This is a genomic window from Vallitalea okinawensis (genome assembly GCF_002964605.1).
Lineage (GTDB): Bacteria > Bacillota > Clostridia > Lachnospirales > PQDH01 > Vallitalea_A > Vallitalea_A okinawensis.
Genome location: NZ_PQDH01000002.1, coordinates 804735 through 818627, shown reverse-complemented (window position 1 = coordinate 818627; position 13893 = coordinate 804735). Strand labels below are relative to the sequence as shown.

12 protein-coding genes are annotated in these 13893 nt (G+C 34.3%); 10 read left to right on the top strand and 2 right to left on the bottom strand.

The genetic code is table 11. The features are described 5' to 3' along the window. Positions 1-33: 33 nt before the first annotated feature. From trpE to trpA, 7 genes are all read left to right on the top strand, one after another. Positions 34-1452, top strand: a complete 1419-nt coding sequence (gene trpE / locus C1Y58_RS08670) for an anthranilate synthase component I (protein WP_105615616.1) — start codon at positions 34-36, stop codon at positions 1450-1452. Beyond that, on the top strand, positions 1449-2024 hold the full coding sequence (locus tag C1Y58_RS08665; RefSeq protein ID WP_105615615.1) for an anthranilate synthase component II: 576 nt from the start codon (positions 1449-1451) through the stop codon (positions 2022-2024). The genes trpE and C1Y58_RS08665 overlap by 4 nt, the downstream gene beginning before the upstream one ends. Positions 2025-2095: 71 nt before the next feature. Then, the gene (gene trpD / locus C1Y58_RS08660) at positions 2096-3115 is read left to right on the top strand and encodes an anthranilate phosphoribosyltransferase (RefSeq protein WP_105615614.1); all 1020 of its coding nucleotides are present in this window, start codon (positions 2096-2098) and stop codon (positions 3113-3115) included. Then, positions 3112-3903: an indole-3-glycerol phosphate synthase TrpC gene (gene trpC, locus C1Y58_RS08655; protein WP_105615613.1), complete on the top strand. Its 792-nt coding sequence runs from the start codon at positions 3112-3114 to the stop codon at positions 3901-3903. The genes trpD and trpC overlap by 4 nt, the downstream gene beginning before the upstream one ends. Then, a complete protein-coding gene (locus C1Y58_RS08650) occupies positions 3887-4510 on the top strand; it encodes a phosphoribosylanthranilate isomerase (protein WP_105615612.1) in 624 nt (207 codons plus the stop codon). The genes trpC and C1Y58_RS08650 overlap by 17 nt, the downstream gene beginning before the upstream one ends. Further along, the gene (trpB, locus tag C1Y58_RS08645; protein WP_105615611.1) at positions 4500-5675 is read left to right on the top strand and encodes a tryptophan synthase subunit beta; all 1176 of its coding nucleotides are present in this window, start codon (positions 4500-4502) and stop codon (positions 5673-5675) included. The genes C1Y58_RS08650 and trpB overlap by 11 nt, the downstream gene beginning before the upstream one ends. Next, the gene (gene trpA / locus C1Y58_RS08640) at positions 5675-6460 is read left to right on the top strand and encodes a tryptophan synthase subunit alpha (RefSeq protein ID WP_157950025.1); all 786 of its coding nucleotides are present in this window, start codon (positions 5675-5677) and stop codon (positions 6458-6460) included. Before trpB ends, trpA begins: the two co-directional genes overlap by 1 nt. A gap of 48 nt (positions 6461-6508) precedes the next feature. On the opposite strand, the gene C1Y58_RS08635 is transcribed toward trpA, so the two are convergent. Together C1Y58_RS08635 and C1Y58_RS08630 are read right to left on the bottom strand one after the other, a co-directional pair. Continuing rightward, positions 6509-8245, bottom strand: a complete 1737-nt coding sequence (locus tag C1Y58_RS08635; protein WP_105615609.1) for a methyl-accepting chemotaxis protein — start codon at positions 8243-8245, stop codon at positions 6509-6511. Positions 8246-8435: 190 nt separating this feature from the next. Next, on the bottom strand, positions 8436-9701 hold the full coding sequence (locus C1Y58_RS08630; RefSeq protein WP_157950024.1) for a methyl-accepting chemotaxis protein: 1266 nt from the start codon (positions 9699-9701) through the stop codon (positions 8436-8438). Between the two features lie 183 nt (positions 9702-9884). Here C1Y58_RS08630 and ptsP point away from each other — a divergent pair, with 183 nt between their 5' ends. The 3 genes from ptsP to C1Y58_RS08615 are packed head-to-tail and all read left to right on the top strand — an operon-like array spanning position 9885 to position 13884. Beyond that, positions 9885-11600, top strand: a complete 1716-nt coding sequence (ptsP, locus tag C1Y58_RS08625) for a phosphoenolpyruvate--protein phosphotransferase (protein WP_105615607.1) — start codon at positions 9885-9887, stop codon at positions 11598-11600. Beyond that, positions 11587-11850: an HPr family phosphocarrier protein gene (locus C1Y58_RS08620; RefSeq protein WP_105615606.1), complete on the top strand. Its 264-nt coding sequence runs from the start codon at positions 11587-11589 to the stop codon at positions 11848-11850. The genes ptsP and C1Y58_RS08620 overlap by 14 nt, the downstream gene beginning before the upstream one ends. 24 nt (positions 11851-11874) lie before the next feature. Next, positions 11875-13884, top strand: coding sequence for a BglG family transcription antiterminator (locus C1Y58_RS08615; protein WP_105615605.1), 2010 nt, complete (start codon positions 11875-11877; stop codon positions 13882-13884). Positions 13885-13893 lie beyond the last annotated feature (9 nt).

The following is a 13893-nucleotide window of genomic DNA, read 5'->3' as shown; positions in this document are numbered from 1 at the left end:
AAGCGATTATCAATTTTGAAAGGATGTGAAAAGATGTTAAAGCCTTATATTTTAACACTATCCAGTGACATGGAGACACCGATAACACTTTATCAAAAATATGTTAGAAACGAGCAAGGATTTTTACTTGAAAGTAAGGAAACAGGGACAGGAAGGTACTCAATTATTGGCAAAAGTCCTTTTATGACCTTTAAGTCTAGAAGGTCAAAGATAATCATTGAAAAGGAAGGTTGTATCTATTTTGAAGAAGGTTCCCCCCTAGAGATATTAAAAAAGTATATAAATGCTTATAAGATTGAAAATGATACAGAATTACCTTTTGTTGGGGGAGCAGTAGGGACGGTGGGATATGACGTTGTTAGACAGTATGAGAAATTGCCGGACTTTAACAATGAGAGTCTAGAATTACCTGAAATTCATCAAATGTTTGTGAAGGAAGTTATCGTCTATGATCACTATCTCAATAAAGTTCATTTGATTGTACTTGAGAATATAACGCCAACAGGAGCAAAAATTGCAATGAAAAAATTGTATGAGATAAAAGAACTGATAGAAGATTCTAATCTACAATTAGAATCATTATCAGATGTAGTATTTGATGGACAACTGGAATCCAATGTGGATCAAGAAACTTTTATGCAACAGGTTGAAAGAGCTAAAGAGTATATAGTTGAAGGAGATATCTTTCAAGTAGTTCTATCTAGAAGGGTTACTGTGGATCAACCCACATCATCTTTCAATCTTTATCGTCACCTTAGGCAGGTTAATCCATCTCCCTACCTCTTTTACTTAAACTTTAGTACTTACCAAGTCGTAGGAAGTTCACCTGAGATGCTAGTAAAATTAAACGATGATAATATACAGACTTGCCCTATAGCTGGAACACGTAAAAGGGGAGAAGATCGACAAGAAGATGAAAGGCTAGCTGAAGAACTTCTTCATGATGAGAAGGAAGTTGCTGAACATGTCATGTTAGTCGATTTAGGACGTAATGACATGGGGAAGGTTGCAAAAATAGGGTCAATAAACATTAAGGCATTCAAAGAGATCAAGTGTTTTTCCCATATTATACACTTGGTATCTTTAATCGAAGGAAAGAAAAAATCAGATGTAGATCCATTTGAAGTGCTTAAAGCCTTCCTGCCAGCAGGGACTTTAACAGGGGCACCTAAAATTCGAGCCATGCAAATTATTGAAGAATTAGAAAGTGATGAAAGAGGTATTTATGGTGGAGCTATTGGATACTTTGGGTTTGATAGTAATATGGATATGTGCATAGCGATAAGAACCATGATCATCCATGATTTAAAAGTTTATTTACAAGCAGGTGCCGGAATAGTTGCAGATTCCTGTCCGGAAAAGGAATATGAGGAGACTTGGAATAAGCTAAAAGGCCTTTTAAAAGCTATCGGAATTAATGAAGAGGTCATTGGTAAGGAGGTAATCAAATGATCTTATTAATCGATAATTACGACTCTTTTACTTATAACCTATACCAATATTTAAGTGAATTTCATGATAATGTGATGGTTATTAGAAATGATGAAATTACTGTAGAAGAGATTATAAAGTTGAATCCATTAGCTATTATTATATCACCCGGTCCCAAAAAACCTGAAGAAGCTGGGGTATGCGTTAACGTGGTGAAGATGTTATCTGGTATTATACCAATCCTGGGAATATGCTTAGGGCATCAATGTATTGGAGAAGCGTTTGGAGGCAGGGTTATAAAAGCTAAAGCAATTTTTCATGGAAAGCAGTCCCCTATTTACTATAGCTATGATGTCATTTTTAATGGCATTTCACTACCCTTTCAAGGAGCAAGATACCATTCTCTTGTAGTAGATCGAGAGACATTGCCTAGGGAATTGAGCATTATTGCTGAAACAAAAGATGGCGTGATTATGGGAATTAAACACAGAGAACATTATGTTTATGGATTGCAGTTTCATCCAGAATCAATTTATACAAAAGAAGGCATGAAAATTATAACTAATTTCCTAGAGGGTATACAAAGACTCTAGAATCTATTGTCTAGCTGACAATGATTAAAAGTAGTAATAAGTGTTTATAAATTCATAAAAGGAGTGAGAGCATGTTTGCAAAAGCGTTGAAAAAAGTCATTAATGGTGATGATTTAAATCAGGAATTAATGATTCATTGTATGGAAAAAATGATGGAAGGTAAAATCCATGACAACCAAATAGCAAGCTTACTTACAGCATTAAAAATGAAAGGAGAGTCAGTTACAGAATTGACAGCAGGTGCTAAGGTACTCCGCAAAAAAGCGTTAACCATATCCGATATTCCTACAGATACTTTAGATACATGTGGTACAGGAGGGGATGGCTCTGGAACTTTTAACATCTCTACTGCCGTAGCGCTTTTATCTGCTGCCGCAGGACTTAAAGTACTGAAACATGGTAACCGCTCTTTCTCCAGTCTATGTGGAAGTGCGGATGTATTAGAGGCTTTAGGTGTAAGAATTGATCTATCACCAGAAGAAACGGCTATGTGTTTAAAGCAAACTAATTTTGGGTTTTTGCTTGCACCACTTTATCATAAAGCAGTAAAAAATGTTATGCCTGTTAGAAAAGCCTTGGGCTTTCGAACAATATTTAATTTATTGGGACCACTAGTGAACCCAGGAGGTGCCAAATATCAACTATTAGGTGTTTATGATGAGAATCTGACTGAAGTAATGGCCGAGGTTTTAAGAGCATTAGGAGTAGACAGAGCATTAGTAGTCCATGGTAAAGAAGGACTTGATGAAATATCAATTACCGGTTCAACAATAATATCCGAGTTAAAGGAGGGATACATATCATCTTATGAAATACATCCAGAAGATTTTGGTATTCCATTAGGTAGAAGTGGAGATATTACTGGAGGCAATGCCAAAAAGAATGGACAAATCATAAAAGATATTTTCCAAGGTAAGCTTGGAGCAGCTAGAGATATTCTTCTTATGAACGCTGGAGCAGCACTTTATGTCGGTGAAAAAGTATCTTCAATGAGTGAAGGTATAGATGTAGCGAGAAAATGCATCGATGAAGGTTTGGCTTATAAAAAGCTTCAAGAAATCATTCAAGTTTCAGGAGGTGTGACTTCATGACTTTACCATCAATATTGAAAAAGATCGTATCAGCAAAAGAGAAGCGTCTTCAACAAATGAGCAAATCCTATAAGAAAGAGATCTATCGAATGGTTGATCATTGTGAAAGGGGTAAGGGGGATTTTAAATCTCAGATTGCTAAGGAAGGATTATCGATAATAGGTGAAATCAAGAAAGGATCTCCAACATGTGGCATCATTAAAGAAGATTTTAAACCAACTAAAATTGCAGAAGTATATGAAGAAGCTGTTGATGCAGTTTCAGTACTTACTGAAGAGGATTACTTTTTTGGGAGTATGGATTACTTAAGTCAGATTAGCCAAAAAATAAAGCTCCCAACTTTGAGAAAGGACTTTATAATCGATGAATTCCAGATTTATGAGTCAAAGGCTCTTGGAGCTAGTTGCATCCTGTTAATAAGTTCGCTACTAGAAAAGGAAACACTAAAAAGGTTTATAGGTCTATGCGATGAATTAGGTTTAGATGCCTTGGTAGAAGTCCATACGGTTGACGAATTACTATCTTCTTTAGAGGTTGGTTCAGAGATTTTAGGAATCAATAATCGTAATTTACATACATTTGAGACCAATATTGGAACATCATTAGAACTATGTTCCCATGTTCCTCCACAAGTACTTTTAGTCAGTGAAAGCGGTTTTCATAGGGAAGAGGATGTATCCTTACTAAAGGGAACACCTATTAATGGGATCTTAGTCGGTGAAAGTTTTATGCGAGCTAAAGATATAGTGAAGCAAAGTGAGGTGCTTAGAAATGGTTATAGATACTAAAATCAAAATATGCGGGGTAACACGTCTTGAAGATGTCTTAATGATTAATAAGTATCCTGTTGACTATATTGGATTTATTTTTGCAGAAAGTAAACGTCGCTTAACAATGCGGCAAGCACAGTTACTGACTAAAAAAGTGAGAAAAGGTATAAAGAAAGTGGGGGTTTTTGTAAATGCCCCTAAAGAAGATATCGAGCTAATTGCTGATGTTTGTTCTCTAGATATAATCCAACTACATGGTGTCGAGGACCCTTCTTTTTGTGCTGATCTTCGAAGAGAAGTATGGAAGACCTTTAGTATCAAAGATAAGAGGAGTTTTGAAAGGATAGAATCTTATAAGGATGTGGAGGGGATACTTCTGGATACATATGTAAAGGGAAAAAGAGGAGGTTCGGGCCAATCTTTTGATTGGTATATGGCTAAGGATATTTATAGGAATCATTTTACAGTTCTGGCTGGGGGGTTAAACTCAAAAAATGTCAATGAAGCAATTAACATAGTCAATCCTCATGTTGTTGATGTTAGCTCTTCAGTTGAAATAGATGGGTCAAAGAATGAAGGAAAAATAAGAGATTTTATTAGAAAGGTGAAAGGTTATGAATCTTGAAAGGAAATTTGGTGAGTTCGGAGGTCAATATGTGCCAGAAACACTGATGTCACCCCTCAAGGAATTAGAGAAAGCATTTGTTGACTGTATGCAAGATCAAAACTTTATAAGGGAATACCTTTACTACCTTAGAGAGTACGTAGGTAGACCTTCTAGTTTATACTATGCCAATCGTCTGACGAAAAAGGTTGGAGGGGCTAAAATATACTTAAAGAGAGAAGATTTGAATCATACAGGTGCTCATAAAATTAATAATGTAATCGGACAAATGCTATTAGCTAAAAGAATGGGGAAAAAACATGTCATTGCTGAGACTGGGGCAGGACAACATGGCGTTGCAACAGCGACTGGCGCAGCCTTGTTTGGATTGACCTGTACAGTTTTTATGGGAGAAAAAGATATTGAAAGACAAAAGTTGAACGTTTTCAAAATGAAAATGCTAGGTGCAACAGTTCAATCCATTTCCTCAGGAACAGCCACATTAAAAGATGCTACTAACGAAGCCATTAGAGAATGGGTTAGAAGAGCTGAAGATACTTTCTATGTTATAGGTTCTGTAGTGGGACCACATCCTTATCCTAGAATGGTTGGCTATTTTCAAAAAATCATTGGAGAAGAAGCAAAAGAACAGATGATTAAAATCGAGGGGCGGTTACCTCATGCTGTTGTTGCATGTATTGGAGGGGGGAGTAATGCTTCAGGAGTATTTAACGCTTTCTTACCTTTTGAAACAGTTCAGTTATTTGGTGTTGAGGCAGCTGGATATGGTCTACACACTGAGCACCATGCAGCAGCGATTTCTAAAGGTTCAATTGGGGTCCTGCATGGTATGAAAACCTATCTCATACAAGATAAAGAAGGGCATATTCAACCCGTTCATTCTATATCTGCTGGGTTAGATTATCCAGGTGTGGGACCAGAACATGCTCATTTATTTCAAAGGAAGCGTGTTAAGTATAAGGGCGTAACGGATGATGAAGCTCTGGAAGGGTTTAGATTATTGAGCAGTACCGAAGGGATAATTCCTGCACTAGAAAGCTCTCATGCAATAGCATACGGTACAAAGCTTGCTAAGAAAATGACAAAAGAGAAAATAGTTCTAATTAATTTATCAGGCCGTGGTGATAAAGATGTTCAAACTGTTGCTAAGATAGGGGAAGTATGATGATAAGAATTGAAAATGCATTTAAAAAAGCAGAGTTAGAAAATAGAAAAGCATTCATCCCTTTTATAACTGCAGGCGATCCTTCCTTGATGAAAACCATTGATTTAGTTAAAGCTATGATTAGTGGAGGAGCAGATATAGTTGAAATAGGTATCCCCTATTCAGATCCTTTAGCAGATGGGGTGATTCTACAAGAAGCAGCTAAAAGAGCTTTGGATGCAGGAACAAAAGTAAATGATATATTTCGTGTGATAAGTAAGTTAAGACAAGATACAGAGATACCTATAGTGTTTTTAGTATACTTCAACACCATCTTTCAATATGGCATACAAAACTTTATGGAACAATGCCAAAGAGTCGGTATTGATGGTCTTATTATTCCTGATGTACCATTCGAAGAAAGCGATGAAATTTATCCCATCATGATTGCTCATGATATTGCTCCAATACCACTTGTGACACCTACTTCCATCAATAGAGTAGAAGAGATACTTCAAAGTGGAAAAGGGTACATTTACTGTGTCTCATCATTAGGAGTCACAGGTAAGCGGAAAAAATTTTCTGAGAGTGCGCTTACTTTTATTCAAGAAGTTAAGGCAAGAGCTCCTATTCCAGTTGCGGTTGGGTTTGGCATTCAATCACCAGCTACAGCTTCTTTTTTCAAACCCTTTGTGGATGGAGTTATCGTTGGATCAGCTATAGTTGATTATATTCATCAAGTAGATGGGAGAGTTGAGCTTGTGGAAGCATATATTCATCAATTTGTTCAAGAGCTTTATGAGTAATTCTAAAATCACATTCACTTAAAAGAAGCTGTCATTAGACAGCCTCTTTTAAATCTTGAATAGTTCAACAGTTTCATGTAATTTTTTAATCATGGTATTCAGTTCTTGAATGGATTCTGCAATGTTTTCCGTACAACCAGTTTGTTCTTCTGCAGAAGAGCTGATCTCTTGGGTTGCAGATGCTGATTGTTGCGTTATCGTAGAAATATTTGTAATGGATGTGACCACATCCAGTTTGGTTTGATCGACGTAAGCAATTTGATTACCAAGACCTTCTATTTTCTTGACCAGTTCATCAGAAACAATTTTAATCTCTTTAAAGGTTGCCTTTGTAGTTTCCAAATGGCTGGAAGCGCTGTCAGCCATAACTTTAGAGTCATGCATGGATTGACTTGTTTCACCGACAACTTGGATAATGGATTCTAAAGTATGAGTTATCTCCATTGTAGCTTTTGATGATTGTTCAGCTAATTTTCTTACTTCTTCTGCAACAACAGCAAAGCCTCTACCATGTTCACCTGCTCTAGCTGCTTCAATCGCAGCGTTAAGTGCGAGGAGATTTGTCTGCTCGGCGATGGAATTGATGGTGTCAACAATTGCACCAATTGACTTTGACTTATCGGATAATTCCTCAATTCTTTCTCGAACAAGAACTCGTACTTCAGTATCTTTCTTGATGCTTTGATCCAATTCATCTATCGTTTGAAGACCTAATTCATTCATTGATTTCATTTCCATAGCATCATCAACAGATAGCTTTAAATTTTGTGTTATCTCTTCAATCTTTTCAGATAAATTGTTAGTAGTCGTTAAAGTAGTGTTGGCTTCATTAGCCTGATTAACTGCGCCTATGGATATCTCATGAATCATTGAGGAAATCTCTTCACTAGAAGCAGTTACTTCTTCAGAAGCAGCTGATATTGAATTTGAAGTTTCATTAATTTTTACTGATGTTTGTACAATGCTATTAATTAATATCTTTAAGTTACGGACCATTTCATTAAAGCTATTAGCAAGTACACCTATTTCACTATTTGAGTTAAACGTTAAACCTTCAATAGTTAAGTCATATGAAGCAAGTTTAGTAGCTTCTTTTGATAGCAACATAATAGGTTTAGCTATTTTGTTAGAGATAAATAGCCCAACCAATGAAACTAATATAAACAGAATCATCGTTAATAGTAACATTTCAATCCTGAATTCATGAAAAGCTTGGTAATCTGATTCCACATCATAGTCCACTCCAACAAAACCAATAACATGATCTCCGTCTTGTATCGGACTATATGAAGATAGGAGTTTACCATATTCATCATCAGATATCTCATTTTCACTAACAGCATTACCTGCCATAACGTCACTGAAACTGGCATAATAGTTTTCTTCAACCTCACCTATAAGTGTAGCGTTTGCGCTATTATAGTCGGAGCTTTCTATTATGTAAATGTATTCACCCTGATCATTCAAGGTCATAACGTATAAAAATTTAGCTCCAGAAATCTTTCTAATATCATTTAAGGTTTCTCCTAATTGAGTATAATATGGATGATCCATATCTTCTTCAGTATTCAGTTCTTGTAAAGTTTTAGCGTCAATTCTTTCAGAAGTAGCCTTGGCGATATTCAAAGAATTTCTTTGTAGGTCTTCAAGGACTAGATTGTAACTCTGAAAATAGACCAGTCCAAATAGTACCGAGCATATGAAAATGCTTACAAACAAGAATGAGAGTGTAATTTTAGTTTTCAATTGATGAAAATACTTAATTTTATTCTCTTTTCTTAACATGTTTTTACCCCCTTTTACATTTACTCACAATTTTAAATTATATCATATGAGCCATAAATTTAAAATACAAAAATTTTGATTCTCAAAATATTTAGCTATAAATCATAAAAATGTATAGTTGTTGTGCGCTAAAATAAACCCGAAGTTTTCATATACAAAACTTCGGGTAGGTATTTTGCAATGCATTTACTTAGGACAGAACATTGTTTAAGAGATATTTTGTATGTTCTAAAATTTTGTTAAGATCATTAATCATTTCTGTAGCTCGAGCTGTTTGCTCTTGAGAGCTAGCTGCAGCCTCTTCTGTAGCAGCTGCATTGCCTTCTGATAAGGAATGAATGTTACTGATTTGCTGAAGAACATTATCTTTCTTTTGAATGAGGTTATGATTGTTTTCTTTTACACCAGCAACATAAATCTCTGACATATCAATTGTACCATTGATTTCTTGAAATTTACTTTTTGTATCTTGTAAGAGATTAATTTGAGTACTTACAAGATCACTAACGATTTTGGTTTCCTCAAAGTTTGCCCGTGATGTTGCTTGTAGTTCTTTAACAATCTCATCTATTTTGGCAGTTGAATTAGATGATTGTTCTGCTAATTTCCTTATCTCCTCTGCAACAACAGCGAATCCTTTTCCTGATTCACCTGCTCTTGCAGCTTCTATGGCAGCATTTAAAGCAAGTAGATTGGTTTGTTCTGCAATGGAGGCTATTAGCATGGTAACCTCACTAATTTTATCTGAACTTTCACTGGTTTGCTTTGTAATTTTGTAGACTTTCTTTGATGATTCAGCGCTTTCCATACTTTTTATTTCAAGATTTTCTAAGGAGATATTTCCTTCATTTACAGCCGACTTTATGGACTGAAAAGAATTAAGAATTATATCAATAATAGATAAATTTTCATCGATAATTTTACCAAGAGCATAAATAGCTTGTTTACTCATATCCACATTGTTAGCTTGAGAAGTAGAGCTTTCTGCAATTTCTTGTATAACTTTAGACATTTCATCCATGCTACTCATCATGAAGAGATAAGATTCATTCAGTGTATTTGAATGGTGAGATAATTGTTCAACAGAATTTTTTATAGTGGTTCTAAATACTTGTTGGTTTTCAGCAACATTTGAAATTGACTTTAATAATTCAGAGTTTAAAATCTTTTTATTAAGACTCCCGGAAATGTTCTTATCAGTACTACTGTCAGTCATGGATTGTGTATTAATATGAGCAAGTTTAATTAGTTTATAGGTCTTGTTGATTGTTTGATAGAGGAAAACTAATGATGCAATAAATAGACTAAGCAGGATAATAAAACTTAATTCGAAATACGTCTCTAATTGAAATTTTCCTGTTTCTTGAAATCCAGTAGTTAATAAGATAACGCATGTTGATAAGAGTATTGAGTAAAAAAATAAAATAATTAGGAACTTTGTCTTTTGTGTTTTCAAAATGGCACCTCCATAAATCTCCTTTAAAAAAATGCAAAATATAATATTATTATACAATATTATATTGAAAAATGGGGTACAATATTTTGCAACTATAGGTGCAAGACTTTGGTCTTGTAAACTTTTCATAATGTTGGTAAGATATTAATGTAAGTAATTGTTAAAAGTGATGGGGGTGGCTTTGTGTTTAATGGGATCGGAGCATCACCAGGTATAACACTTGGGAGGGTTAAAGTATTTAAACAAGATTTATATCAAATAGAAAAACGTCCTATTATAGATTGTGATCAAGAAATTATTCGATTGATAAGAGCTTTTGATAAAAGTAAAGAACAGATTCAAGCGTTGTATGACAAAGTTCTTCAAGAGGTTGGAAAAGATGAAGCTAGTATTTTTGAAGCCCATTTAATGATTCTTGAAGATGAAACTCTTATGACAGAAATAAAAGAAAAAATATTAATAGAAGAAATTAATTCTGAGGTTGTTGTTGAATGTGTCTTTGAAAAATACATAGAGCAATTCAAACAAATAGAAAACGATTATTTTAAAGAGAGAGCCTTGGACTTAAAGGATGTTGCTAATCGAATCATAGAGAACTTGTTGGGGATTATAAAGACGGATCTTTCTAATTTAAAGGAAGAGGTCATAATTGTAGCCAAAGATTTAACACCATCAGATACTGTTGGGTTAGATGGGGAGCATGTAAAAGGATTTGTAACTGAATCAGGTGGAAAAACTTCCCATTCTGCTATTATAGCCAGAACATTGGAAATACCAGCAGTTGTAGGGGTAAAGTATATTCTCAAAGAGGTTAAAGATGGCGATTTTATCATCATGGATGGAGATACAGGAAAAGTGGTTTTAAATCCAGAGCCAGAACAAATAGTTCTCTATGAAAATAGAAAAGAACAGAAACTACTTGCTAAAAAAGTACATGAGACATATAGAGACCAGAGCACAATAACCAAAGATAATCGTAAAGTAGATATTGCTGCTAATATCGGCACATTAAATGATTTGGATCAGGCTATTGAAAATGGAGCAGAAGGTATTGGATTATTTCGAACTGAATTCTTATATTTGGATCAAAGTTATCTGCCAACAGAAGAGGAACAGTTTCAGGTGTACAAACAGGTGGCTATTAAAATGAATAATCAACCTGTCATTATACGAACGTTGGATATTGGAGGCGACAAGGAGATTCCTTATCTCAATATGCCAAAAGAGATGAATCCTTTTTTAGGATATCGTGCTATTAGACTATGTTTGAATCAAGTAGATATATTTCTTACACAGCTAAAAGCGTTGTTAAGAGCTAGCTGTCATGGCAACATAAAGATTATGTTTCCTATGATATCTTCAATGGAAGAGTTAAAACAGGCTAAAGGACTTTTGGATCAAGCCAAAAAGCTTTTGGACATAGAAAAGGTACCTTATAATGATGATGTTGAAATAGGAATGATGATTGAAGTACCATCAGCTGCTCTATTATCAGATCAGTTTGCTAAAGAAGTTGATTTTTTTAGTATTGGCACTAATGATCTTATTCAGTATACTGTTGCTGTTGATCGTGGAAATGAAAACATTAGTTATCTCTATAGTGAGTATAATCCAGGAGTGTTGAGACTCATTCATATGATTATCAAGAATGCACACTGTGAAGGCATCTGGGTTGGTATGTGTGGGGAAGCAGCTTCCAATGAGAAACTTATTCCTTTGTTACTGGCTATGGGGTTAGATGAATTCAGTATGAGTAGTAGTATGATACCAAGATCAAGATACCTTATAAATAATCTTTATTATGAAGAAGTTCAAAGATTATTAAAAGTATTAAATTGGAGTGAAGGATCAAAGATAGAGAAGTACTTATGTGGGAGGGAATTAGATGACATCAAGTAGTGTGAAATTAATTAATGAAGCTGGCTTACATGCTCGACCAGCCAATTTATTCATTAGACTTGCAAAAGAATTTAAATCTCAAATAACCGTTGAAAAAGATGGTGTAAAGGTAGATGCTAAAGGGATTTTAGGTATTTTAACTTTGGGAGCAGCATGTGGCTGTACCATTACATTAGAAGCAGATGGACAGGATGAAAAGGAAGCAATCGAAGCCTTACAAGAGCTAGTAGAAAGTGGTTTCAATGAGTAGATTATGAGTAAAGGATAGAGGCCTATGTATTGCTTAAATAAGCGGCAAACAGAAATCATAACTGATCTTCTTAATAAAAATGAATACATTTCTGCTAAGGCAATTGCTGAGCAACATCAAGTCAGTATACGAACAATTCGATATGATCTAGAAATCATTGAATACTGGCTGAATGAGAATAAAGCCATAGTTGTTAAAGTACCAAAAAAAGGAATCAAGATTAAAGCAGCTACTGATTCTGTTCTTTTACTTGAGAAATTGAAGTTTCTCTCAGTAGAGAATAGGGTTTTAACGGAGAAAGAAAGAGTTAACTTCGTTATCATAGAACTATTATCCAGCGAGAAAAACATGTCCATAGAGGATATATGCAATCACCTTCTATTAAGTAGAAATACCATTTTGAAGGTCATAAAAAAGGTAGAACTCTATTTGGAGTCTAATAACTTAAAGCTTAATAAAATCTATGGTAAAGGATTAGCTATAAGAGGTGAAGAGATACATAAGAGAATCGTACTGGTTGAAGTATTTTTAGATATATTTGATATACATAATATTATTTTAGCCATGAATGATGATGAAGCTTATCAAGAATTAATAGAATTCTGTAAAAGCAAATATAAATCTTTTCATTTTGAGAACATGAAAATAATTTTTAATGAAATCATGAATATAGAAAAAGAGTATAAATTCTATCTAACAGATACCGCTATAGCAAGATTACTGGTCTATATGACGATTACAGTGAATCGTCTTTCGAAGTGTCACTACATTGATAAAGAGTTGGTGATTATTGATAAGCTAGAAAATGAAATTAGCTTTCTGATTGCTAAGAGATTACAAAAGCTTTTTTCGATAGATGTTATACCAGAAGAAGAGAATGAAATAGCTATTCGATTAATGGAAGCAAGGTCCTATCAAGCAAATCATTTGATAAAATACGATACTAATACTCAGTTAGAAGAAGATGTAACAAGAATTACAAGGCACGTCATACATTATGCTGAGAATGAACTTAATGTAGAGTTCAACCATGATAAGAAATTATATAATGGATTAGGATTACATCTAAAAACATCATTGATACGCATTAAGAATAATAAGCAAATCAAGAATGATTATACCAATGAGATAACAAGTCGATATCCCCTTGTTTTTCAAATTGTTAAAGAGAGTCTTCAGTCCTTTGAAAATATGTATACCTTTGAAGATGCTGAAATTGCATATATAACCTTACATATTCGAGCAGCTTATGAGCGTAATTATAAAGAAAATTATAAATTAACAGCATTGGTGGTATGTATTGAAGGGTTGGCTTTACTTAATCTCCTAACAACGAAATTAAAAATGAATTTCCCTGATTTAGGTATTATAGAGACTTGTTCAATTCATGATTATGAACAGTATAAAAATGAGATAGATCTTATAATCACAACAGATAAATTCAAAATAAAAGACGTTGAAGTAAGGAGGGTAACCCCTTTCATTGACAACAAGGATATATTTAAGATTAACCAGACGTTAATAAAGTTGAATAAATTTAAGCAGATCTATAAATACAATCAATCCAAGTATACTGAAGGAGGTAGGGTTATTTTGCTTGATGAATTACTTAATATAGATATGATTGAATTAGGAGTTGACGCAATGGATTGGGAAGATGCCATTCGAAAAGCGTCTATACCTTTACTTCAAAATGAAAAAGTAGAGCTTGAATATGTTGACAATATGGTTCAAGCCATCAGAGATCTAGGTCCTTATATTGTGATCATGCCAGGCATTGCATTTGCTCATGCAAGACCAGATGGAACTGTAAAGGAAACTTGTATGAGTATGATTACTTTGAAAGAACCAATAAACTTCGGAAGTGATATGAATGATCCTGTTAGTATAATTTTTGCTTTTGGTGCAGAGAATGGGAATGACCATTTGAAAGCATTGCAGGATTTAGCTAAGTTTTTAGCCATAGAAGAAAATGTTGAATTCTTAAAAGGCGCAAAGGATAAAAAAGTTATATTAGATAAAATTCTAAATTAAATGGGGGTA

Bases quoted from the DNA above. Each gene is read 5' to 3' on its own strand.
- trpE (WP_105615616.1), top strand. From the start codon at position 34: ATGTTAAAGCCTTATATTTTAACACTATCCAGTGACATGGAGACACCG.
- C1Y58_RS08665 (WP_105615615.1), top strand. From the start codon at position 1,449: ATGATCTTATTAATCGATAATTACGACTCTTTTACTTATAACCTATAC.
- trpD (WP_105615614.1), top strand. From the start codon at position 2,096: ATGTTTGCAAAAGCGTTGAAAAAAGTCATTAATGGTGATGATTTAAAT.
- trpC (WP_105615613.1), top strand. From the start codon at position 3,112: ATGACTTTACCATCAATATTGAAAAAGATCGTATCAGCAAAAGAGAAG.
- C1Y58_RS08650 (WP_105615612.1), top strand. From the start codon at position 3,887: ATGGTTATAGATACTAAAATCAAAATATGCGGGGTAACACGTCTTGAA.
- trpB (WP_105615611.1), top strand. From the start codon at position 4,500: ATGAATCTTGAAAGGAAATTTGGTGAGTTCGGAGGTCAATATGTGCCA.
- trpA (WP_157950025.1), top strand. From the start codon at position 5,675: ATGATAAGAATTGAAAATGCATTTAAAAAAGCAGAGTTAGAAAATAGA.
- C1Y58_RS08635 (WP_105615609.1), bottom strand. From the start codon at position 8,245: ATGTTAAGAAAAGAGAATAAAATTAAGTATTTTCATCAATTGAAAACT.
- C1Y58_RS08620 (WP_105615606.1), top strand. From the start codon at position 11,587: ATGACATCAAGTAGTGTGAAATTAATTAATGAAGCTGGCTTACATGCT.
- C1Y58_RS08615 (WP_105615605.1), top strand. From the start codon at position 11,875: ATGTATTGCTTAAATAAGCGGCAAACAGAAATCATAACTGATCTTCTT.